General features: G+C 60.0%; 20 protein-coding genes. 8 read left to right on the plus strand and 12 right to left on the minus strand.

Annotation, left to right across the window (positions count from 1 at the left end; all coding sequences use genetic code 11):
* Nucleotides 1–113: 113 nt before the first annotated feature.
* Nucleotides 114–848, minus strand: coding sequence for a MerR family transcriptional regulator (locus F3J39_RS01850; RefSeq protein WP_039385767.1), 735 nt, complete (start codon nucleotides 846–848; stop codon nucleotides 114–116).
* 151 nt (nucleotides 849–999) lie between these two features.
* Between F3J39_RS01850 and F3J39_RS01855 the strand changes: the two genes are divergently transcribed.
* The 4 genes from F3J39_RS01855 (at nucleotide 1,000) to ybiB (ending at nucleotide 5,343) form a co-directional block, all read left to right on the plus strand.
* Nucleotides 1,000–1,563 carry an XRE family transcriptional regulator gene (locus F3J39_RS01855; RefSeq protein WP_104084693.1) on the plus strand — a complete coding sequence of 188 codons (564 nt, stop codon included), beginning with the start codon at nucleotides 1,000–1,002 and terminating at the stop codon, nucleotides 1,561–1,563.
* Complete coding sequence (locus F3J39_RS01860; protein WP_104084694.1) at nucleotides 1,560–2,075, plus strand: GNAT family N-acetyltransferase; 516 nt, start codon at nucleotides 1,560–1,562, stop codon at nucleotides 2,073–2,075. The genes F3J39_RS01855 and F3J39_RS01860 overlap by 4 nt, the downstream gene beginning before the upstream one ends.
* A gap of 92 nt (nucleotides 2,076–2,167) precedes the next feature.
* The gene (gene dinG, locus F3J39_RS01865) at nucleotides 2,168–4,303 is read left to right on the plus strand and encodes an ATP-dependent DNA helicase DinG (RefSeq protein WP_166713782.1); all 2,136 of its coding nucleotides are present in this window, start codon (nucleotides 2,168–2,170) and stop codon (nucleotides 4,301–4,303) included.
* A 71-nt stretch (nucleotides 4,304–4,374) separates the two neighbouring features.
* A complete protein-coding gene (gene ybiB, locus F3J39_RS01870; protein ID WP_166713783.1) occupies nucleotides 4,375–5,343 on the plus strand; it encodes a DNA-binding protein YbiB in 969 nt (322 codons plus the stop codon).
* Between the two features lie 48 nt (nucleotides 5,344–5,391).
* On the opposite strand, the gene F3J39_RS01875 is transcribed toward ybiB, so the two are convergent.
* The 3 genes from F3J39_RS01875 to hutH form a co-directional block, all read right to left on the minus strand.
* Entirely contained in the window at nucleotides 5,392–6,549 is a 1,158-nt protein-coding gene (locus F3J39_RS01875; protein ID WP_071669016.1) for a M20 aminoacylase family protein, read from the minus strand.
* Nucleotides 6,550–6,719: 170 nt separating this feature from the next.
* A complete protein-coding gene (gene hutU / locus F3J39_RS01880; protein WP_166713784.1) occupies nucleotides 6,720–8,405 on the minus strand; it encodes a urocanate hydratase in 1,686 nt (561 codons plus the stop codon).
* 10 nt (nucleotides 8,406–8,415) lie between these two features.
* On the minus strand, nucleotides 8,416–9,969 hold the full coding sequence (hutH, locus tag F3J39_RS01885; protein WP_039383390.1) for a histidine ammonia-lyase: 1,554 nt from the start codon (nucleotides 9,967–9,969) through the stop codon (nucleotides 8,416–8,418).
* A gap of 318 nt (nucleotides 9,970–10,287) precedes the next feature.
* On the opposite strand from hutH, the gene hutC reads away from it, so the two are divergent.
* A complete protein-coding gene (gene hutC / locus F3J39_RS01890; RefSeq protein WP_039383392.1) occupies nucleotides 10,288–11,043 on the plus strand; it encodes a histidine utilization repressor in 756 nt (251 codons plus the stop codon).
* Here the strand turns inward: hutC and F3J39_RS01895 are convergent.
* Both F3J39_RS01895 and F3J39_RS01900 read right to left on the minus strand, forming a co-directional pair.
* The gene (locus tag F3J39_RS01895) at nucleotides 11,027–11,569 is read right to left on the minus strand and encodes a HutD family protein (RefSeq protein WP_039383394.1); all 543 of its coding nucleotides are present in this window, start codon (nucleotides 11,567–11,569) and stop codon (nucleotides 11,027–11,029) included. The genes hutC and F3J39_RS01895 overlap by 17 nt on opposite strands.
* Complete coding sequence (locus tag F3J39_RS01900; protein WP_104084696.1) at nucleotides 11,566–12,921, minus strand: formimidoylglutamate deiminase; 1,356 nt, start codon at nucleotides 12,919–12,921, stop codon at nucleotides 11,566–11,568. Before F3J39_RS01900 ends, F3J39_RS01895 begins: the two co-directional genes overlap by 4 nt.
* Before the next feature lie 85 nt (nucleotides 12,922–13,006).
* Between F3J39_RS01900 and hutI the strand changes: the two genes are divergently transcribed.
* Both hutI and hutG read left to right on the plus strand, forming a co-directional pair.
* On the plus strand, nucleotides 13,007–14,224 hold the full coding sequence (gene hutI, locus F3J39_RS01905; protein WP_039383397.1) for an imidazolonepropionase: 1,218 nt from the start codon (nucleotides 13,007–13,009) through the stop codon (nucleotides 14,222–14,224).
* The gene (hutG, locus tag F3J39_RS01910) at nucleotides 14,221–15,006 is read left to right on the plus strand and encodes an N-formylglutamate deformylase (RefSeq protein ID WP_094111979.1); all 786 of its coding nucleotides are present in this window, start codon (nucleotides 14,221–14,223) and stop codon (nucleotides 15,004–15,006) included. Before hutI ends, hutG begins: the two co-directional genes overlap by 4 nt.
* 4 nt (nucleotides 15,007–15,010) lie before the next feature.
* On the opposite strand, the gene F3J39_RS01915 is transcribed toward hutG, so the two are convergent.
* A complete protein-coding gene (locus tag F3J39_RS01915) occupies nucleotides 15,011–15,637 on the minus strand; it encodes a flavin reductase family protein (RefSeq protein WP_071669021.1) in 627 nt (208 codons plus the stop codon).
* Nucleotides 15,638–15,798: 161 nt separating this feature from the next.
* Here F3J39_RS01915 and rlmF point away from each other — a divergent pair, with 161 nt between their 5' ends.
* Nucleotides 15,799–16,722: a 23S rRNA (adenine(1618)-N(6))-methyltransferase RlmF gene (gene rlmF, locus F3J39_RS01920; protein ID WP_039383403.1), complete on the plus strand. Its 924-nt coding sequence runs from the start codon at nucleotides 15,799–15,801 to the stop codon at nucleotides 16,720–16,722.
* Between the two features lie 65 nt (nucleotides 16,723–16,787).
* On the opposite strand, the gene glnQ is transcribed toward rlmF, so the two are convergent.
* The 5 genes from glnQ to rhtA form a co-directional block, all read right to left on the minus strand.
* Nucleotides 16,788–17,510: a glutamine ABC transporter ATP-binding protein GlnQ gene (gene glnQ / locus F3J39_RS01925; RefSeq protein WP_039383405.1), complete on the minus strand. Its 723-nt coding sequence runs from the start codon at nucleotides 17,508–17,510 to the stop codon at nucleotides 16,788–16,790.
* Nucleotides 17,507–18,166, minus strand: coding sequence for a glutamine ABC transporter permease GlnP (gene glnP, locus F3J39_RS01930; RefSeq protein WP_039383407.1), 660 nt, complete (start codon nucleotides 18,164–18,166; stop codon nucleotides 17,507–17,509). The genes glnQ and glnP overlap by 4 nt, the downstream gene beginning before the upstream one ends.
* A gap of 86 nt (nucleotides 18,167–18,252) precedes the next feature.
* The gene (gene glnH / locus F3J39_RS01935; RefSeq protein WP_039383409.1) at nucleotides 18,253–18,999 is read right to left on the minus strand and encodes a glutamine ABC transporter substrate-binding protein GlnH; all 747 of its coding nucleotides are present in this window, start codon (nucleotides 18,997–18,999) and stop codon (nucleotides 18,253–18,255) included.
* A 306-nt stretch (nucleotides 19,000–19,305) separates the two neighbouring features.
* Nucleotides 19,306–19,809, minus strand: coding sequence for a DNA starvation/stationary phase protection protein Dps (gene dps / locus F3J39_RS01940; protein ID WP_039383410.1), 504 nt, complete (start codon nucleotides 19,807–19,809; stop codon nucleotides 19,306–19,308).
* Nucleotides 19,810–20,114: 305 nt separating this feature from the next.
* The gene (gene rhtA / locus F3J39_RS01945) at nucleotides 20,115–21,005 is read right to left on the minus strand and encodes a threonine/homoserine exporter RhtA (RefSeq protein WP_039383412.1); all 891 of its coding nucleotides are present in this window, start codon (nucleotides 21,003–21,005) and stop codon (nucleotides 20,115–20,117) included.
* Between the last annotated feature and the right edge of the window lie 220 nt (nucleotides 21,006–21,225).

Genomic DNA, 21,225 nt, shown 5'->3' on the forward strand with positions numbered 1-21,225 from the left:
AGCGTACCGATAAAAATTTTATTCCAGTTCATTGCAGTACCTGATTAATGCCGTGAGTCAGGCATGATAACGCGCGCCCGGCAGAGGAAAAAGGCCTGACGTGCGGTTTTACATTAAGCCGGTTCGTGCATCTGTATGGAAAACCCCTGCGCCTGCCAGTGTTCAAACTGCTCCTGCTGACGCCGCGTTGGCCGTTTCCCGGTCCAGATAAACAGATGCTGTCCCGGAAAGAGCTCAGGGCGCGGCATATCCAGCGGTTCAGCCAGCACATCCATGCGCCAGCCGTGCTGTGCCAGACGCCAGGCTTCCAGCCAGATTCGGGTGCGATCTTCCACGGCCCAGCCGATAATCAGCGCATCTTTACCTGGTTTTTTGCGGGCACCCGCCAGACAAAACGCGACGTAATCGATGATAGCGCCGTCCAGCAGGCTGCACATCGTGCGGGCAGTGTTTTGATCGAGACCCAGACGCTGGCGTACCGGCACAAAAACGTGATCGATCAGTGCATCAATCGGATGCTCACGACCGATGGTGGCAATCTTGGTGCGCAGCTTTGACGCGCGGACGTGGCGCAACACGCTCATCAGCTCTTCCTGCAGCGCAGTCCAGCCGTCGTGCACGTTGACCGTTTCACCCTCAAGCAGCGCTTTTACTTTACCGACGGGCACGCCGCTCTCTATCCAGCGTTTAATCTCTTCGATACGCTGAACATCTTCATCATCAAATTGTCGATGACCACCTTCGGTGCGCTGAGGCTTTAACAGACCGTAACGTCGCTGCCAGGCGCGAAGTGTTACCGGGTTTATTCCACAGCGCTCGGCAACATCGCCGATACTGTATAAGGCCATAATGTCCTCAAATATTGCGACCTGCATAAAAACACCTTAACCGTCGGGGCTGCCTTGTACAATCTTTATTTTATTGTACAACTTGAGTTTTTTCCCGATTTTCGGTTAATTCTCAAATAAGAGAGAAGTTTCTCATATCTGAGAGGGCACTATGTCAGTAACTGAAACGGATAACCGGCTGGCGCTGCGGCTCGCTGAGCTTCGCGAACAGCAGGGCTGGTCGCTGGATGAACTCGCTCAGGCGACAGGCATCAGCCGGGCCTCATTGTCGCGCATTGAACGCGCTGAGACCAGTCCTACCGCAGCATTGCTTAACCGGTTATGTCTTACTTATGGCGTGACAATGTCACGTCTGTTGCAGGAGGTCGAAGATGAGACGTTGCTGCTGATAAAAGCTGACCAGCAAACCTGCTGGCGCGATCCCGATAGCGGCTTTCAGCGTCGCACCCTTTCTCCTCCCGCAAGGCAGTTTAAAACAGAATTGATTGAAGGGGTACTCCCGCCAGGCGCACATATTTACTATGACACGCCTCCTCTTCAGGGGCTTGAGCAGCATATCTGGCTGCAGAGCGGCGGCTTAACGATCGTGATGGAGCAGCAGCGCTGGACGCTGGCTGCCGGCGATTGCCTGCGTTTTCACCTGACGGGACGCTCCGCCTTCAGCGCCGATGCGCAAGCGGGCGCCCGCTATATTCTGGCGGTATGCAAACCATGATCGCGTTTTCTCAGCTTACTGCTGCCAGCGCAGCACACGCTATCGCTCCGCTGAGCGATCTGCTGCAGGCCTGTGTCGCAGACGGTGCCAGCGTGGGCTTTACCGACGCCGGCGATCGGCAGGTTATAGAGCGCTTCTGGCAGGCGAGAGCCGCTGCGCTGGCAGATGAAAGCCATATTTTGCTGGTGGCCTGGCAGGATCAGATCCCGGTGGCGACCGTAACACTGAGCGGCAGCCCGATGCCTAACGGTTATCACCGCGCAGAAATCAGCAAGCTGCTGGTGCACCCGCAGCGTCGACGGCAGGGCATTGCGCGTCAGCTGATGCTGCAGGCGGAAGACCTGGCCCGGGCGCAGAAAAAAACGCTGCTGGTGCTGGATACCCGCAGCGGAGACGTGGCCAGCCAGCTCTATCTCTCTCTGGGCTGGCAGAGCGCCGGAGAGATACCGCACTATGCCTGCTCAACGGAAGGGGTTATGGAGGCGACCACCCTGATGTACAAACTGCTGTAACGGGCAGCGGGTGCGAAAAAAGATGCGCTGAGGCTGACGCTGCCAGATTACTGTGTAAAAATACAGGCCGGATTAACTCAACAGTAATAATTATGGCTCTGACAGCAGCGATTAAAAGCCAGATTGCGCAATGGTATAAGGCGCTGCAGCAGCAGGTTCCTGACTTTATCCCGCGCGCGCCGCAGCGCCAGATGATTGCCGAAGTGGCAAAAAGTCTGGCGGGCGATGAGGGGCGCCATCTGGCTATTGAAGCCCCTACCGGCGTGGGTAAAACGCTCTCTTATCTGATCCCCGGCATTGCGGTAAGCCGTGCCGATGAAAAACGGCTGGTGATCAGCACAGCTAACGTGGCGCTGCAGGATCAGATTTTCACCAAAGATCTCCCGCTGCTGAAAAAGATCATCCCCGATCTCACCTTTACGGCGGCCTTTGGCCGCGGACGCTATGTCTGCCCGCGTAATCTGGCCGCGCTGGCCGCCAGCGACGATCAGCAGGGCGACCTGCTGTTCTATCTGGATGAAGAGGCGGTGACCGGCTCAAAAGAGGAGCAGAAAATCTGTTCCGGGCTGGAGAAAGATCTCAGCCGCCATACATGGGATGGCCTGCGCGATCACGCGGAGAAGGCGATCGATGACAGCCTGTGGCGGCGCCTCTCGACCGATAAAGCCAACTGTCTGGCTCACCACTGCCGCTGGTATCGTGAATGTCCCTTTTTTGTCGCCCGGCGCGAGATTGAACAGGCTGACGTCGTCGTCGCAAACCATGCGCTGGTAATGGCAGCTATGGAAAATGAGTCGGTGCTGCCGCCGGCAAAGCATCTGATGCTGATACTGGATGAGGGCCACCATCTGCCGGAAGTGGCGCGTGACGCGCTGGAGATGAGCGCCGAGATCACGCCAGGCTGGAGCGGGCTGCAGCTCGATCTCTTCATACGGCTGGTGGAGACGATCATGGCGCAGTTCCGCCCCAAATCGCCCCCGCCGCTGACCAATCCTGAACGGCTCAAACAGCACTGCGAAGAGATGCGCGAGCTGCTGCAGGCGCTGAGTCAGGCGCTCAATCCGCTGCTGCCGCCCGATAATCAGCCGGGTGAGTTTCGTTTTGTGCTGGGGGAGCTGCCGGAAGCGCTGCTCACGCTCTGTGCGCGACTGTTTAAGCTTAGCGACGCGCTGCGCGGTCTGAGTGAGGGGCTGCTGAATGAGCTGGGCGAGCAGACCGGTAAGGCGGATATTATGCGCCTGCATAAAGCGATTCTGCAGCTCAACCGGCACTTTGGCTGGTTTGAAGCCATCAGTAAACTCTGGCGGCTGGCGGCGATGGAAAAAGCCTCAAACGCGCCGGTCTCTAAATGGGTGACGCGTGAACTGCGCGAGGGGCAGGCGCACCTGCTGTTTCACTGCGCCGGCATCCGCGTCAGCGACCAGCTGGAGAAGCTGCTGTGGCGTAAAATTCCGCATGTGGTCGTGACATCAGCCACGCTGCGTTCGCTCAGCAGCTTCAGCCGCCTGCAGGAGATGTCGGGACTGAGTGAGAAAGCGGGCGATCGTTTCGTGGCGCTAGATTCTCCGTTCAATCATGTCGACCAGGGCAAGCTGGTGATCCCGCAGATGCGCTATGAGCCGCTGCTGGCAAACGAAGCTGAGCATATCGCCGAAATGGCGCGCTTTTTCCGCCAGCAGATGGCGGAAGGGGAACATAAAGGCGTGCTGGTGCTGTTTGCCAGCGGACGGGCGATGCAGCAGTTTGTTGCGCAGCTGCCGGAGCTGCGTCTCACGATGCTGGTGCAGGGCGATCAGCCGCGCTCCCGGCTGGTGACGCTGCATCGCGAACGGGTGGCCGCAGGAAACAGCAGCATTCTGGTAGGCCTGCAGTCGTTTGCCGAAGGGCTCGATCTTAAAGGCGATCTGCTGTCGCAGGTGCATATTCATAAAATCGCTTTCCCGCCGGTAGACAGTCCGGTAATTTTGACCGAAGGCGAGTGGCTGAAAAGCCTGCGCCGCTATCCGTTTGAAGTCCAGAGCCTGCCCAGCGCCTCGTTTACGCTGATACAGCAGGTCGGGCGCCTGATCCGCAGTCATCACTGTTTTGGTGAGATTGTGATCTACGATCGCCGTCTGCTCAGCAAAAGCTACGGCAGCCGGCTGCTGGCGGCGCTGCCGGTGTTTCCGATCGAGCAGCCTGCGGTGCCGGAAGAGAAAAAAAGCGCCAGGCGCAAACGAAAAGCCTGAGTAGCCGCGCTGAGCGGCTACTCGTTCCGGCCGCCGCACTGCGGCGCGCCCAGAAAGCAGGAAGCGTAACTATGGAACTGAATAAAATTATTAAAGAGATCGGGCGCGGTAAAAACCATGCGCGCGATATCGATTTCGACACTGCGGTGGCGCTCTACAGCGCCATGCTGGCAGAGGAGGTGCCGGAGCTGGAGCTGGGCGCGATCCTGATTGCGCTGCGGATTAAAGGCGAAGGCGAAGCGGAGATGCGCGGTTTCTATCACGCCATGCAACAGCGTATGCTGCGGCTGCAGGCGCCGGCCGGCCGGCCGATGCCGATTGTGATCCCCAGCTATAACGGCGCGCGCCGTCAGGGCAATCTGACGCCGCTGCTGGCGCGGCTGCTGGTAAAGCTGGGCTTTCCGGTGCTGCTGCACGGTGTCAGCGAAGACGCCACGCGCGTAACCAGTGAAGCGGTGCTTGCCGCATCAGGCATCGCGGCGGTAACGACCGCCGCGCAGGCGCAGGCGGCGCTGGATAACGGCGAGCTGGCGTTTATCACCATCGATAACCTCTGTCCGCCTGTGGCCAGACAGCTGGCGCTGCGCTGGCGGATGGGCGTGCGCAACAGCGCGCATACGCTGGCAAAGCTGGCCACGCCGTTTGCCGAACGCGCCGCGCTGCGTCTTGCCAGCGTGTCGCATCCTGAATATGTGCCGCGCGTCGGCGCATTTTTCCAGGCGATAGACGCGCCCGCTATTCTGCTCAACGGCACGGAAGGCGAGGTGTATGCCAGTCCGCTGCGCTGTCCGGCGATCAACTATATTGCCGGCGCGGCGGGTGAGGCGCAGATCTGGGTTGAGCGGCAGCCGGAGCGTGTGGAAGCGCTGCCGGAGAACAAACAGGCTGAAACCACCGCGCGCTGGAGTGATGAGGTGCTGAACGGCACGCGTGCCGTGCCGCAGTCGCTGCGGCTGCAGCTCGCCTGCTGCCTGGTGGCAACGGGTGAAGCGGCAAACTTATCTGCTGCTGAGATCAGGCTGCAGCAGGCGGGCATGTAAGCGCAGTGCAGGGCGTGCTGCGCACCCGGTTTAGCAGACGGTAGCGGCTCAGCGTTTCGCCAGTACGCTCTCCACCAGTTTCTGCCAGAAAGTAATCCCCACCGGCAGCAGCGCATCATTAAAATCGTAGCTGGCGTTGTGCAGCGGCGCAGAAGGCACCTCGCCGTCGGCGCCCAGCCAGAAGTAGGCGCCCGGACAGGCTTCCAGCATACAGGCGAAATCTTCTGACGCCATCGACGGGCTGCACGCCCATTTTACCTGCGCGTCCCCCAGCATCTGCTCCGCCACCTCGCGCACCTGCTGTGCCGGGGCAGGGTGATTTGCGGTCACCGGATAGCCGGGATACCAGTGAATGTCACCGCTGACGCCAAACGGTCGCGGCAGCGCGGTCACAAACTCTTCAATCAGGCCGCGCACCCGCTCGCGCACCTCCGGCTGCAGACAGCGTACCGTGCCGCGCAGCGTGATCTGCTCCGGGATGACGTTAATCGCCTCGCCGCCGTGGATCTGCGTCACGCTCACCACGGCGGACGCCAGCGGCGAAAGGCGGCGTGAAGGGATGGTCTGCAGCGCCAGCACCAGCTCAGCCGCCACGACCATCGGATCGGCGCCGCTTTCCGGCATGGCCGCATGGCAGCTGCGGCCGGAAAGGGTGATCTCAAAGGAGTCGAGCGACGCCATCATCGCCCCCGGATTCACCGCCAGCGTGCCGAGCGGCAGTCCGGGCCAGTTGTGCATTGCATAGACGGCATCCATAGGGAAGCGCGAGAAAAGACCTTCTTCTACCATGCGGCGTGCGCCGCCGAGGTTCTCTTCGGCGGGCTGAAACAGAAAGTGGATGGTGCCGCTGAAATCGCGCGTGGCGGCGAGCTGGCAGGCGGCGGCCAGCAGAATAGCGGTATGGCCGTCGTGACCGCAGGCGTGCATCACGCCGGGCCGGGTCGATTTCCACGCCGCGCTGCCTTTTTCTGTGATCGGCAGCGCATCCATATCAGCGCGCAGCCCAATCACCGGCCCCGGACCGTTCTCCAGCGTACCAATGACGCCGGTGCCCGCTATGCCGCGGAATACCTGAAGCCCGGCCTGCTCCAGTACGCGGGCGACCAGCTCGCTGGTCTGCTGTTCCTGATAGCCCAGCTCAGGCAGTTGATGTAACTGATGACGCCAGTTAAGGGCATTTTCCAGCAGGAGAGCAGGCAGACTCATAACAGAGGGCTCCGTTTGCAACGCGCGCCAGCGCAGGGGATAAGTCATCACTGTAGTGATATGTCGCCGGAGCGTCTATCGCTAAAAGGAATAATTTGGCTATAGATTATATCCTTGTGGAATATACAACCCTCCCTGATAGCGGCTACGCTTCCCTGCGTAAACGGCTGTTACGTTAGCATCGGCAGGTTCAGCCCGTGCCGCACGGCGCACGCCTGCGCCTGCTCGTAGCCGGCATCGGCATGGCGCATTACCCCGGTGGCCGGGTCATTCCACAAAACGCGCGCCAGCCGTGCATCCGCCTCCGGCGTACCGTCACAGACAATTACGACGCCGGCGTGCTGGGAAAAACCCATGCCGACGCCGCCGCCATGATGCAGGCTGACCCAGGTGGCGCCACCGGCCGTATTCAGCAGCGCGTTAAGCAGCGGCCAGTCAGAGACCGCGTCCGAGCCGTCGCGCATCGCTTCCGTTTCGCGGTTAGGCGATGCCACCGAACCGCAGTCGAGATGATCGCGGCCAATCACCACCGGCGCTTTCAGCTCGCCTCTGCGTACCATCTCGTTGAACGCCAGCGCGGCCAGATGGCGTTCGCCCAGTCCGAGCCAGCAGATACGGGCGGGCAGGCCCTGAAAAGCGATACGCGCCTGCGCCATGTCGAGCCAGCGATGCAGATTGAGGTTATCCGGAAACAGCGACTTTAATTTTGCGTCCGTTTTATAAATGTCTTCCGGATCGCCCGAGAGCGCCACCCAGCGAAACGGGCCTTTGCCCTCGCAGAACAGCGGGCGGATATAGGCGGGAACAAAACCAGGGAAGTCAAAAGCGTTGCTGACCCCCTCGTCCAGCGCCACCTGCCGGATATTATTGCCGTAGTCCACGGTCGGCACGCCCATATGGTGAAAATCGAGCATGGCCCGGACGTGCACTGCCATGGAGGCGCGCGCCGCCTGTTCAACGCCTTTCGGATTGCGCTGGCGCTCCGCCTGCCAGCGTGCCACCTCCCAGCCCTGCGGCAGATAGCCGTTGACCGGATCGTGCGCAGAAGTCTGATCGGTCACGATATCGGGGCGTATGCCGCCAGCGCGGGCGCGGTTTACCAGCTCCGGCAGGATCTCCGCCGCATTGCCCAGCAGGCCGACAGAGATCGCCTCTTTTGCCGCCGTGGCCTGTTCAATCAGCGCCAGCGCCTCATCCAGCGTGCGCGCTTTGTGATCGAGATAGCGGGTGCGCAGGCGAAAATCGATGCGCGACTCCTGGCACTCAATCGCTAATACGCAGGCACCCGCCAGCACGCCGGCCAGCGGCTGTGCGCCGCCCATGCCGCCGAGGCCCGCGGTGAGGATCCAGCGGCCGGCAAGATCGCCGTTATAGTGCTGGCGGCCCGCTTCGGCGAAGGTCTCAAACGTTCCCTGCACAATGCCCTGGGCGCCAATGTAGATCCACGAGCCGGCGGTCATCTGGCCATACATCATCAGGCCGGCGCGATCCAGCTCATGAAAATGATCCCAGTTCGCCCAGTGCGGCACCAGGTTGGAGTTAGCCAGCAGCACGCGCGGTGCGTCGGCATGGGTGCGGAATACGCCCACCGGTTTACCGGACTGGATCAGCAGCGTCTCATCCGGCTGCAGCAGGCGCAGCGAGCGCAGGATCTGCTCAAAACAGGGCCAGTTACGTGCGGCTTTGCCGATGCCGCCGTAGACCACCAGATCGTCCGGACGCTCGGCGACATCGGGGTCGAGGTTATTCTGGATCATGCGCCAGGCCGCTTCGATAAGCCAGTTAGCGCAGTGCAGTTCACTGCCATGCGGGGCACGGATTTCGCGGGCCACGGCCTGCGTCAGGGTTTCGCTCATGATTCACTCCTCAGTGCTGGTTCTGGCGCTGGCTCGGCAGCAAGGTTATTAGCGCGTCGGGCCACTGCGTGCCCGCAGCCCACAGACGCATCGCTTCGATATCGGGTGCCAGCAGGCGGTCGCTGGCAAGAAACGCCACCCTGCTGCGGATGCGCTGCATCTCCTGTTCAAGGATGGCCGAACTCTGCAGCGGCCGGTGAAACTCAATGCCCTGGGCTGCGGCCATCGCTTCAATGCCGACCACCGCAGCGGTGTTAAAACACATCTCTCCGAGGCGGCGTGCTGCATAGGTGGCCATAGAGACGTGATCTTCCTGATTCGCTGACGTAGGCAGGCTGTCTACGCTGCCAGGGTGCGCCAGCGATTTGTTTTCTGATGCCAGCGCGGCAGCGGTCACCTGGGCAATCATAAAGCCGGAGTTGACGCCGCCATCCTGCACCAGGAAAGGCGGCAGGCCGGAGAGAGTGCTGTCGAGCAGCAGCGCCAGACGGCGCTCGGAGATAGCACCTATTTCGGCCACGGCGAGCGCAATAATGTCAGCCGCAAACGCCACCGGCTCGGCGTGGAAGTTGCCCCCGGAGATCACTTCACCGCTGTCGCTGAAAACCAGCGGGTTATCGGAGGCGGCATTGGCCTCAATCTGCAGGACGCGCGCGGCGTGGCTGAGATTATCAAGGCAGGCCCCCATCACCTGCGGCACGCAGCGGACAGAGTAGGGATCCTGAACGCGTCCGCAGTGGGTGTGCGACTGCAGGATCCCGCTGCCGCTGAGCAGCGAGCTGACGGCGGCGGCGACAGCGATCTGGCCAGGCTGGCCGCGCGCCTGATGAATGCGCGCATCATAGGGTTTAACCGAGCCTTTAATCGCCTCCAGCGAGAGCGCGCCCGCCATCAGTGCAGCAGCAAAGAGATTTTCCGCTTCAAACAGGCCGCGCAGCGCCAGGGCCGCTGAGACCTGGGTTCCGTTCAGCAGCGCCAGTCCCTCTTTTGGCCCGAGGACAATCGGCGTCAGTCCGGCGCGCGCCAGACCTTCCGTTGCCGGCCGCCGTTCACCGGCAATGCGCACCTCGCCTTCACCCAGCAGCATCAGCGACAGGTGTGCCAGCGGAGCCAGATCGCCAGACGCGCCTACTGAGCCCTTAGCCGGAATAGAGGGCATCACGCCGGCGTTAAACAGCGCCAGCAGGGCATCCACCAGCTCAATACGGACGCCGGAATGACCGCGCGCCAGACTGATAATCTTGCTGGCAACCACCAGACGCGTGACGTTATCCGGCAGCAGATCGCCGAGGCCAACGCTGTGCGACAGCACCAGGTTACGCTGCAGCTCAGCCAGGCGGGCAGCGGGAATTTGCGTCTGTGCCAGCTTGCCAAAGCCGGTATTAATGCCATACACCACGCTGCCGGACGCGACGATATCGTCGACGGTCGCATGGGCGCGGTGAATAGCACTGCGCGCCGCTGGCGTCAGGTGTAACGTCACCGGCTGCTGATAGATAGTGCGCAGGGTCGCGAGATCCACCTTACCGGGTTCCAGGCAGATTTCCTGCAGTGCATGCGACATGATCTACTCCTGTATATACAAGTAAGTGGCGGGAAAAGTCACGCTTCTTAACGCCATGCGTCAGGTTACTTCACCCGCGGTAAACCGAGTGAAGCACAGGTTTGTTATTCCTGTCTATACAAGTAGCAAGCGCTATGCCAGTTTCACTGCAATTTGTGAAATGTGCCGCACTGCGGGCAGGCAGGCTAATCAGCCAATTTGATGCACGCTAAAGCAGCAGCCTCTGCACCCGCAGCCGCTGCGCTGCACTACTGCATGTCTATACATCTGCCTGGCGGAACAGTAAACTTTCCTTCTCAGAGCAGAAAGGAACAGCAGATGACCGAGCAAACGGCACTGGCGCAGTTAGCCGCCGCAATGGGCGATGAACCGGCACCGATTTACCAGCGCGTTAAACAGGCGATTATCAGCCAGATCCGCGCGGGAGAGTGGAAAGCCAGGCAGCGTGTGCCCTCCGAGAGCGAGCTGGTCAGCGAGCTGGGCGTGAGCCGGATGACCATCAACCGCGCGCTGCGTGAACTCACCGCCGAGGGCTACCTGCTGCGTATGCAGGGGGTGGGCACCTTTGTCGCGGAGATGAAAGGCTACACGGCGATGCTGGAGGTGCACAATATTGCGGATGAGATTGCGCAGCGCGGTCATCAGCACCGCTGCCAGATCCTGACCCTGACGCAGGGGCGGGCGGATCCGGAGCAGGCGGCGCTGCTGGGGATGCGCACCGGCCAGCCGCTGTTTCATTCGCTGATGGTGCATTACGAAAACGATCTGCCGGTACAGCTGGAAGATCGCCTGGTGAACCCGCAGATGGCGCCGGACTACCTGAAGCAGGATTATCACAGCGTTACCCCTTATACCTATCTGATGCGGGTCGCGCCGCTGACCGCCGGCGAGCATATTGTTGAGGCGGTACTGCCCGATTTGCGCCAGCGCAGGCATCTCGCGCTGGAGGAGCACGAACCCTGCTTATTGATTCGGCGGCAGACGTGGAGCGACAGTAAGATTGTGACCTATGCGCGGCTGCTCTATCCCGGCTCGCGCTATAAGCTGCTGGGACGTTTTAAAGGACACGGCTGAGCCGGCACCAGAGCAGCAGGGCATCGCAGCTCTGCGGCGTCAGCGTCAGTGGCTCATCCAGCCACCAGATCCCCTGCGTCTGGTGCAGGACCTCGCCGGAGGCGTACTGCCACGCACCGGCTAACACATACGCCACCCCGTGCCGGCCCGGCTGCGGTGCCTGCTGCAGGATACTGACCTCCGCCCGCCAGCTGTCGCGGCGGGTCATGATATTGAAATCGCTGCAGCGGCCGTGCACTGTCGCCTGCACCGGGGCTTCTCCGGCGAAGCGCCACGGCTGACAGGGCTGCAGCCGGTGCGTCAGCCCGCCGCTCTGCAGCAGCGGGCTGTCGCCCTGCAGCAGGGTAATCACCCGATCCACGCCAGGAAACAGCGAAAAAGGGCCGCTGGCGTCAAGCGTGGCGATGCTGGCCCGCCAGGCGAAATCCGCCGCGCCGGGGGGAAAGCTGACGATTTCGCGCGTCTCGCCGCCGCCGTTGCGCCAGCGGCTGACCGGCAGCGCGTCGTGGCAAAAGCGGCGGATCACTGCAGCGCCCGCAGCGCGTCGGCAACGCGGATGGCCGCCTGCGCCTCTTCTGCATGCTGGCCGTCAGCGATCACCTGCCGGCCGGCGACAAACGTATCGCGGATCCCGCTGCGCGCGCCGGCAAACAGCCAGCGATTGAGCAGCGCATCGGAAGGGGTTGCGCTGAGCAGCGGGTCGTCGCGCAGTACCAGCCAGTCGGCGCGCAGGCCGGGTGCCAGCACGCCGCTGCGGATGCCGCACGCCTGAGCGCCCCCGGCCGCAGCCTGCTGCCACAGCAGATCGCCCACCGACGGCTGCTGCGGCAGCGCCAGACGGTTGCGCCGCCTGTCGCGCAGCCGCTGCCCGTACTCCAGCCAGCGCAGCTCCTCACGGGCGCTGACCGAGACGTGGCTGTCAGAGCCGATCCCCCAGCGTCCGCCCCGGGCAATATAGGTACTCGCCGGAAAAATACCGTCGCCGAGGTTGGCTTCAGTCGTCGGGCATAATCCCGCAACGGCACCGCTGGCGGCGAGCTGCTGCAGCTCGCTCTCATCCGGATGGGTGGCGTGGATCAGGCACCAGCGTGCATCAACGTTAAAGCGGCGCATCAGCCAGGCGATGGGACGCTCACCGCTCCACGCCAGGCTGTCGCTGACCTCTTTTTCCTGCTCGGCAATGTGGATATGGACCGGCAGATCGCCCGGCGCTGCGGCCAGCACGTCGTGCATCTGCGCTTCGCTGACCGCGCGCAGCGAATGAAAACAGACGCCGTAGTTCAGCAGCGGTTTATCTGCGCAGACCGCGGCCACGCGCTGCAGCTGCTGCAGATAAGCGCCGGTCTGCTGGATAAAACGGCGCTGTCCGGCGCTGGCGGGCTGTGCGCCAAAACTGCTGTAGCTGTAAAGCACCGGCAGCAGCGTCTGGCCGATGCCGGTGCGCTCAGCGGCCAGCATCAGCTGCTGCAGCATGGCATCATCCGGATAGGGCTGGCCCTGCGGATCGTGATGCAGATAGTGAAACTCAGCAACCTGACTGTAGCCCCCTTTCAGCAGCTCAATATAGAGCCAGGTCGCAATGTCGCCCACCTGCTGCGGCGTCAGCCGCGCTACCATGCGATACATCAGCTCGCGCCAGGTCCAGAAGCTGTCCTGCGGATCGCCCGCCACCTCAGCCAGTCCCGCCATCGCGCGCTGAAAAGCGTGCGAGTGCAGGTTGGTCATGGCGGGAATGACGGCCCCCGCCAGCGGTATAGCAGCGCCCGGCGCGCTATCTGGCGTAACGCGGGTGATAAAACCGGCGTCGCTGACCTCCAGCGTCACGTGGCTGTGCCAGCCATCTGCCAGCTGAGCGCGCGGGGCAAAATAGGTGGTCATGGTTGATCCTTCAGGCTGGAAAGTTGTATATACATATACATACTTTAACCGGGTGTGTAAATCGCCCGTACGCAGGGAACAGGGCATGAGAGACGCGAAGCAGATCGACAGCCTGTGGCTGGGCGCAGATATCGTTACGCTGCGCGACGGGCGCTACAACATCATCACCGATGGCGCGCTGGCCGTGGATAACGGCGTACTGATATGGGTCGGGGCGCGCAGTGAACTGCCGGCATTTGCGCCGCGTCAGCGGCATACGTTTAGCGGCGGCATCATCACGCCGGGGCTGGTGGATTGCCATACGCATCTGTTGTTCGCCGGCGATCGCAGCGCGGAATTTGAGCAGCGTCTCAACGGTGCCAGCTATGCAGAAATTGCTGCGCAGGGCGGCGGTATTCTCGCCACGGTACGCGCCACGCGGTCCGCCTCACAGGAGGCGCTGGTGGCGTCAGCGCGCGGGCGGCTGGCGCATCTGCTGGCGGAGGGCGTCACCACGGTAGAAATCAAATCGGGTTACGGGCTTGATGAAGAGAGCGAACTGAAAATGCTGCGGGCCATACGCCAGCTGGCAGCCGGCGTGCCGGCTGATGTCATCGCAACCTGCCTGGCCGCACATGCGATCCCGCCGGCGTTTCACGCCAATCCGCAGGGCTGGATCGATATTATCTGCCAGCGGCTGCTGCCACGGGTAAAAGAGGAGGGGCTGGCGGATGCGGTGGATGCGTTCTGTGAACATCTGGCGCTGTCGCCTGCGCAGGTCAGCGCGGTGTTTGATGCGGCGCGCGCGCTGGATCTGCCGGTCAAACTGCACGCTGAGCAGCTCTCGGCGCAGGGCGGGGCGGCGCTGGCCGCACGCTATGGCGCGCTCTCCGCTGACCATCTGGAGTACGCCAGCGAGGAGGATGTCCGCGCGATGGCAGAGCATGGCACCGTTGCTGTGCTGCTGCCGGGAGCGTTCTACTTGCTGCGCGAAACGCAGCGGCCACCGGTCGCGCTGTTCCGCCGCTACGGCGTCCCGATGGCGCTCGCCAGCGATGCTAATCCAGGGACATCACCCGCGCTTTCACTGCGGCTGATGATGAATATGGGCTGTACGCTGTTTGGCATGACGCCGGAGGAGGCGCTGGCGGGGGTGACGCTGTGGGGCGCGAAAGCGCTGGGTCTGCAGCAGACGCACGGCTCACTGGAGGCGGGCAAAGTCGCCAGCTTTGTTCACTGGCCGCTGACGCGTCCGGGCGAGCTGGCTTACTGGCTGGGCGGCGAATTGCCGTGCCGGGTTATCTATCGTGGAGAAGCACAATGAGCTTTGATTTTATACCGGGCAGGCTGCCGCTGCTGATCTCAATACCGCATGCCGGTACGCAGCTTACGCCGGAGGTTGAGGCGGGGCTGAGCGACGCGGCACGCCCGCTGCCGGACACCGACTGGCATCTGCCGCAGCTGTACGATTTTGCGCAGGATATCGGCGCCAGCGTGCTGACCGGACGCTATTCCCGTTTCGTTATCGATCTCAACCGGCCGCCTGACGACCGGCCGCTCTATACCACCGCCACTACCGGACTCTGGCCAGAGACGCTGTTTGACGGCACGCCGGTGTTCAGACCGGGCATGACGCCGGATCGGGCGACGCGTCAGCGCTATCTGCAGACCCTCTGGCAGCCCTATCATCAGCAGCTGCAGCAGGAGCTGGCGCGCCTGAAAGCGCAATATGGCTATGCGCTGCTGTTTGATGCGCACTCTATCGCTTCACGGGTGCCCCGGCTGTTCAGCGGCGTGTTGCCCGATCTGAACCTGGGAACCAGTGATGGCGCCAGCTGCTCAGCGGCGGTGAGCGACGCGCTGGGGCAGGTGTGTAAGGCTCAGCAGCGCTATAGCTGGGTGCTGAATGGCCGTTTTAAAGGCGGTTATATTACGCGCGCCTATGGTCAGCCGGCGCAGGGCGTCGAGGCGGTACAGCTGGAGCTGGCGCAGCACAACTATATGGATGAGTCGCTGACTTTTGCCTGGCAGCCAGCGCGCGCCTCACAGCTGCAGCCGGTGCTGCAGCAGCTGATCGGCGCGCTGCTGGCGGCAGGAAAGCGTTAAACGCTTACCGCTTACGCGCGTCCGGGCGGACCAGATCAAAACGCTGCGCCTCACTGATGCCGTAATAGGCAGAAGGCCCCCCGGCGCGCAGAATCGGCTGCGCTCTGGCGGTCTGGTAAATGCCATCCTCCAGCAGGGCTTCATCAATATGAATGGCGACCGCTTCACCCAGCACCAGCCAGCTCTCCAGCTCCCCGCCCTGCGCATCCTGCAGCCGGATCAGCTGCGTCAGGCGACACTCAAAGTTAACCGGGCTCTCTGCCACCATGCTGCAGTCGATATGGGAAGCGGCAACCGGCGTCAGGCCCGCGAGCGCGAACTCATCGCTGCTGACCGAGGCGGAGCTTTCGTTCATCGCTTCCGCCAGCGGACGCGTGGCCAGATTCCAGACAAACACCTTGCTTTCGCTGATGTTCTGCACGCTGTCTTTCCAGCCGCTGCTGGCAAAGCCGATGATCGGAGGCTGGTAATTAAAACAGTTAAAAAAGCTGTACGGCGCAAGATTATCCTGGCCGCTGCCGCTCCGGGAGCTGATCCAGCCAATCGGACGCGGACCGATAATGGCGTTCAGCGGATCGTGGGGCAGGCCGTGTCCGGTCCGGGGCTGGTAGCTGTAGCGATGGCGCGTCATAAAAACTCCTGAGTCAGGGTGAAGGCACGTCGCGGCAGGCGGCGTGCATTGCAGTAAAAGGGTTCGCAGAGAGTCTGGTGTAAACGTAAAATTGCGGTAAGCGGATTGTGCGCTGGCGGCAGCCGGAGTATCTTACGCCCGCCTTACTTTCCGGAGAGACTATGAATAAGCCAGCCGCCAGTGCGCCCTTTCATCCGCGTAATCGCCATCAGGGGCGTTACGATTTTCCTGCGCTGATTGCCGCGCATCCGCCGCTTGCGCCGAAGGTTCGTCCTAACGGTCACGGCGAGCAGTCGATCGATTTCGCCGATCCGCAGGCGGTAATGCTGCTTAATCAGGCGCTGCTGAAGCTCTTTTATAACCTTAACTGGCAGCTGCCGGAAGGGTATCTGACGCCGCCGGTACCGGGGCGTGCTGATTACGTTCACGCGCTGGCCGATCTGCTGGCGGGTGATAACGGCGGGGCGATCCCGCGCGATCTGGACGTCATGGATATTGGCTGCGGCGCCAACTGCATTTATCCCCTGATTGGCCACGCCGAGTATGGCTGGCGTTTTACCGGTACGGATACCAGCGCTGAGGCGATTACCGCCGCCAGCCAGATTGTGGCGGGTAATCCCGGCCTGCAGCGTGCGGTACGTCTGCGTCGCCAGAAACAGCCGCAGGCGATTTTCAGCGGCGTGATCCATAAAAATGAGCGCTACCATGCCGTGATGTGCAATCCGCCGTTTCACGCATCGGCAGCTGATGCTGCAGCGGGCAGCCAGCGCAAAGTACGCAATCTGGGACTGAAGCAGAACGCGCCGCTCAATTTTGGCGGTCAGCAGACTGAGTTATGGTGTGAAGGGGGCGAGCTGGCGTTTATCGGCAGGATGATCGATGAGAGCGTCGCGCAGGGCAGCAGCATTGTCTGGTTTACATCGCTGGTTTCGCGAAAAGAGAACTTACCGGCGCTGCGCGATCGGCTTGCGGCGGAGGCCTGTGAGGTGCGCATCGTCAATATGGCGCAGGGTCAGAAACAGAGCCGCTTCCTCGCCTGGAGCTTTATGACGCCCGCCACCCGCGCGCAGCGGATGAAGCGCTAAGCGTATCACCCGATAAAAAGGCCGCCCGGTTACCCGGTGCGGCCTTATTCAGCGCGCGCAGCGCGTCAGGAAACGTGCTGCAGGAACTCGCGCAGACGTTCGCTTGGCGGCGCGGTAATCAGGGTATCCGGATCGCCATCTTCCGCAATCGTACCTTTATCAATGAAGATCAGGCGCGACGCGACTTTCTGTGCAAACCCCACTTCATGCGTGACGATCACCATCGTCATGCCTTCCTCGGCCAGATCCTGCATCACTTTCAGAACTTCATGACGCAGCTCCGGATCGAGCGCGGACGTCGGCTCATCAAACAGCATCATTTTTGGCTTCACGGCCAGCGCCCGCGCAATGGCCACGCGCTGCTGCTGACCGCCGGAGAGTTCAGCCGGAAAATGATGCGCCCGTTCCGCCAGGCCCACTTTGCCCAGCAGCTCGCGCGCCAGCCTGTGGGCCTCCTCTTTTTTCGCGCCGCGGACGCGAATCGGACCAAAGGCGACGTTATCCAGCGCGCTCATCTGTGGAAACAGATGAAACTGCTGAAACACCATACCCGCTTCCTGACGGATCAGCCGCTCATCAACTTTCGGATCGTTGACTTTCATGCCGTCCACAATCAGTTCGCCGCTGGTGATCTCTTCCAGTTTGTTGATACAGCGCAGCAGCGTGGATTTACCGGAACCGGAAGGACCGATAATCACCACCACTTCGCCCTGATTAATTTTCAGATTGATGTCGTGCAGAACCTGCGTCTGACCGAAATTTTTAGAGACGTTTTTAAATTCAATCACAGGATTTTCACCCTTTTCTCAATACGGCGCAGCACAAAGCTCAACACCAGCGTAATAATCAGATAGATAATGGCAACCGCGCTCCAGATCTCCAGCGCACGGAAGTTACCGGCAATAATCTCCTGGCCCTGTCGCGTCAGTTCCGCCACGCCGATAACAATAAACAGCGAGGTATCTTTAATACTGACAATCCACTGGTTGCCCAGCGGCGGGAGCATACGGCGCAGGGCCAGCGGCATAATCACATAGCGCAGGGTCTCGCGGCGTGACAGGCCCAGCGCCAGTCCCGCTTCGCGAAAGCCTTTGTTGATAGAGAGCACGGCGCCGCGCGTAATCTCAGCAATATAGGCGCCTGAGTTGATCATGATGGTCACGACTGCCGCCGTGAAAGGATCGATGCGCAGATCGGGAAAAGCCATTGGCAGCGCAAAGTAAATAAACATGACCTGCACGACAATGGGCGTGCCGCGGATCAGCTCAATAAATACCAGCGCGACGTTATTGGTGATCCAGCCACCGTAGGCGCGGGCAAAGCCAGCCACCAGGCCGATAATCAGGCCGCCTATCAGGCCAAGAACGGAAATCAGCAGGGTCATTTTGGCGCCTTCGATCAGAATCGGCAGGGCTGGCCAGATGACGCTCCAGTCAAACTCCATGGTGTTACTCCGGAATATGTTGCAATGGAAAAGGTAAAAGCAGGGCGCAAAGGGCGCCCTGCTGCATAAGCCCGCTTATGCAGGCATTATTTTGGCTCAGTACCGAACCATTTTTTATAGATTGTGTTGTACGTACCGTTGTCGCGCAGCGTTTTCAGCGCGCCGTTGATTTTGTCACGCAGTTCATCACTGCCTTTTGGCAGCGCCACACCATACTGCTGAGCTTCAATAGACTCACCAACCGCTTTGAAACGACCTTTGCCGGCGGTGTTGATAAAGTAGAGAATATTCGGCGTATCATGCAGCACGGCGTCGGCGCGATTGGTTCCCAGCTCCATATAGGCGTTATCGATATTCGGGAACTGACGCAAATCTTTGGTCTTGATATGCGCTTTGGCGTAGTCCACCGAACCGGTTCCGCTTTTTACCGCAACGGTTTTGCCATTGAGATCGTCAATGCCTTTGATCTCGTTTTCGTTATTGCGCACCATCACCAGCAGACCGCTTTTATAGTAGCCATCAGAGAAGTCGATAGCTTTTTTGCGTTCGTCAGTAATGGTAATACCGGCCAGCGCCAGATCGACATTTTTGGTTTGCAGAGCCGGAATAATACCGCTGAAATCCATAGGTTTCAGGGTGTAATCGAGCTTCAGCTCTTTTGCCACCGCATCCCACAGGTCGATATCAAAACCCACATATTTGTCGCCCTGCTTAAACTCGAAAGGAACAAATGCGGTGTCGGTTGCGACAATCAGTTTTTTATCTGCGGCAGTAGAAGAAAGAGAAAAGGCCAGCGCCAGCGCGGCCACAGAGACATTAAACAGAGACTTCATCATTTTATCCTTTATTGCTCTGCAGACCTGATGGTCTGCACTACGACTGTCATATGAAAAAATTATGCCAACTTTAATAACAGCCCGAAATTACCGGCGGCAGGGCTGTCAGCTGACACGATTTTGCAGAAAAATGATCGTTTGCACCATTTGTGGGCACTATTATGGTGCATGAAACATTTTTGGTGCAGCCACAGTGTGCATCAGGATAATGACAAGGAAAGGGTGGGATGAAAGAAGTGTTAACAGGGTCAAAAAAGCGGATCTGAAGCAATAAAAAAAGGCGGGTTAACCCGCCTCTGATGATTATTCGATATTGGCTTCGATAAACCACAGGAACTTGTCGAGGTCACGGGACGCTGCGGTAAAGATATCGGCAGTATCTTCATCTTTGACTTCGGTGATCGCTTTGCGGGTATCGTTAGCCACAATGGCGTAGCGATCGGCCAGCGCTTTCAGGTGATCCTGAACGCTGTGAATGTTCAGCGGATAGCTCTGCAGCGGCGTTTTATCATTCACGACCTGCGTGGTACCCAGCGCTACGCCACCCAGCTGGATCACGCGCTCAGCGATGGTGTCCTGATGTTCGGTGATAGCAGCACGGAAACCATCCAGCATCTCATGCACGCCAATAAAGTTTGCGCCACGCATGTTCCAGTGCGCCTGTTTGGTGATCAGGGACAGGTCAATGAATTCCACAACCAGACGGTTGAGCACCTCAATGGTGGCTTTCTTTTCGCTGTCAGCCACATCATTGCGGGTGTAAATCAGATCGGAAGCGTTGTTTTTAACCAGTTTTGCGGTACTCATCATTTATGTCCTCTAATTGATGTTGTCCTAATCAAGCACGGAAATAAGTATAGCAGCTGTTATAAAATATGCTGAAGCGATCTGGCCGATAGCAGAGATAGATAAAGACGTCATGCAGCGTTGCGGATGCAATCATGAATTAAGTAAACATAATCAATGGCTTATTATATAGGTCTTAAAGATGTTATCTGTGTGACAAAATAATAACGGCCCGGCGATGCAATAACGGAATGATAATGATTCCGGATGCCGGCGCAGCCTGCTGAAATAACAGGCTGCGATAGACAGCGTTAATTAAGCGTAACTCAGGCGACTTCTTTCAGACGGGCTTTCTGGCGCATGGTCAGCGTGGTGCCTGCCGACGCGGCGATAATCGCCAGCAGTCCTGACCACTGCGGCAGGGTAAGCTGTTCACCCAGAAACAGCATGCCGGAAAGGGCCGCGACAGCCGGTTCGAGGCTCATCAGGGTGCCAAAAATCCGCGCCGGCAGGCGGGTCATGGCAATCATCTCCAGTGAATAGGGAATTGCGCTGGAGAGCAGGGCGATCAGCAGCGCCAGCGGCAGGATCTCCCAGTGCCAGATGCCGGGGGAGGCAAACAGCAGTCCCAGCGGCACGAAGATAACAGAAGCGATAAGCGAGCCCATTGCCACCGTTGCCGGGCCGTGCTCCGCGCCGGCACGCTGTCCAGAGAGGATATAGATTGCCCAGCAGACGCCGGCACCTACTGCCAGCAGTGCGCCGAGCGGATCAATATGGCTGATGCCGTCACCGATTGGCAGCAGAAACCAGAGCCCGGCGACTGCCAGCGCTATCCAGAGAAAATCAAGCAGGCGGCGCGCGCCTGCCAGCGCCAGCGCCAGCGGACCGAGAAACTCCAGCGCCACGCCCACACCCAGCGGGATTGTCCGCAGGGCGAGGTAAAACAGAAAGTTCATACAGCCGAGCGCCAGGCCGTAAATCAGCAGGGGTTTACGCTGCGCCGGAGTAAAGCGCAAACGCCAGGGTTTGAAAAAGAGACAAAGCAGCAGCGTACCGAGTCCGAGACGCAGCGCAGTGATGCCGGGCGCGCCCGCGACGTCAAACAGTGATTTTGCCAGCGAGGCGCCACCCTGCAGCGACATCATAGCGAAGAGCAAAATCACAATGGGCAGCCATACGGGAAAGCTATTTTTACGAGAAAGAGGCGCAGACATCCTGTTGTCGATTCCGGAAATGAGGGGTGAGCGAAGGAGAGTAGCTTAAAGCAATTGCAGGCTGACGGGAAAAAATAAGGCCAGTTTCGCTTCAGAAAATGGCTAAAAAAGAGCCGTTTACAGGGCCAATTTTGTAAAGAATTGTCAGATTACTTTAGGAATTTACTTAAAGGCATTTTTTGTTCGCAGAATTATTGAACTAAACAGGGAGGCATTTTAT

The organism is Pantoea sp. Acro-807 (assembly GCF_011752675.1).
Classification (GTDB): Bacteria; Pseudomonadota; Gammaproteobacteria; order Enterobacterales; family Enterobacteriaceae; genus Pantoea; species Pantoea eucrina.

Bases quoted from the DNA above. Each gene is read 5' to 3' on its own strand.
- F3J39_RS01875 (WP_071669016.1), bottom strand. From the start codon at position 6,549: ATGAGTCTGCCTGCTCTCCTGCTGGAAAATGCCCTTAACTGGCGTCAT.
- glnH (WP_039383409.1), bottom strand. From the start codon at position 18,999: ATGAAGTCTCTGTTTAATGTCTCTGTGGCCGCGCTGGCGCTGGCCTTT.
- hutH (WP_039383390.1), bottom strand. From the start codon at position 9,969: ATGTCGCATGCACTGCAGGAAATCTGCCTGGAACCCGGTAAGGTGGAT.
- glnP (WP_039383407.1), bottom strand. From the start codon at position 18,166: ATGGAGTTTGACTGGAGCGTCATCTGGCCAGCCCTGCCGATTCTGATC.
- hutC (WP_039383392.1), top strand. From the start codon at position 10,288: ATGACCGAGCAAACGGCACTGGCGCAGTTAGCCGCCGCAATGGGCGAT.
- hutG (WP_094111979.1), top strand. From the start codon at position 14,221: ATGAGCTTTGATTTTATACCGGGCAGGCTGCCGCTGCTGATCTCAATA.
- F3J39_RS01855 (WP_104084693.1), top strand. From the start codon at position 1,000: ATGTCAGTAACTGAAACGGATAACCGGCTGGCGCTGCGGCTCGCTGAG.
- dps (WP_039383410.1), bottom strand. From the start codon at position 19,809: ATGAGTACCGCAAAACTGGTTAAAAACAACGCTTCCGATCTGATTTAC.
- hutI (WP_039383397.1), top strand. From the start codon at position 13,007: ATGAGAGACGCGAAGCAGATCGACAGCCTGTGGCTGGGCGCAGATATC.
- F3J39_RS01915 (WP_071669021.1), bottom strand. From the start codon at position 15,637: ATGACGCGCCATCGCTACAGCTACCAGCCCCGGACCGGACACGGCCTG.
- rlmF (WP_039383403.1), top strand. From the start codon at position 15,799: ATGAATAAGCCAGCCGCCAGTGCGCCCTTTCATCCGCGTAATCGCCAT.
- dinG (WP_166713782.1), top strand. From the start codon at position 2,168: ATGGCTCTGACAGCAGCGATTAAAAGCCAGATTGCGCAATGGTATAAG.
- hutU (WP_166713784.1), bottom strand. From the start codon at position 8,405: ATGAGCGAAACCCTGACGCAGGCCGTGGCCCGCGAAATCCGTGCCCCG.
- rhtA (WP_039383412.1), bottom strand. From the start codon at position 21,005: ATGTCTGCGCCTCTTTCTCGTAAAAATAGCTTTCCCGTATGGCTGCCC.
- F3J39_RS01860 (WP_104084694.1), top strand. From the start codon at position 1,560: ATGATCGCGTTTTCTCAGCTTACTGCTGCCAGCGCAGCACACGCTATC.
- F3J39_RS01900 (WP_104084696.1), bottom strand. From the start codon at position 12,921: ATGACCACCTATTTTGCCCCGCGCGCTCAGCTGGCAGATGGCTGGCAC.
- F3J39_RS01850 (WP_039385767.1), bottom strand. From the start codon at position 848: ATGGCCTTATACAGTATCGGCGATGTTGCCGAGCGCTGTGGAATAAAC.
- ybiB (WP_166713783.1), top strand. From the start codon at position 4,375: ATGGAACTGAATAAAATTATTAAAGAGATCGGGCGCGGTAAAAACCAT.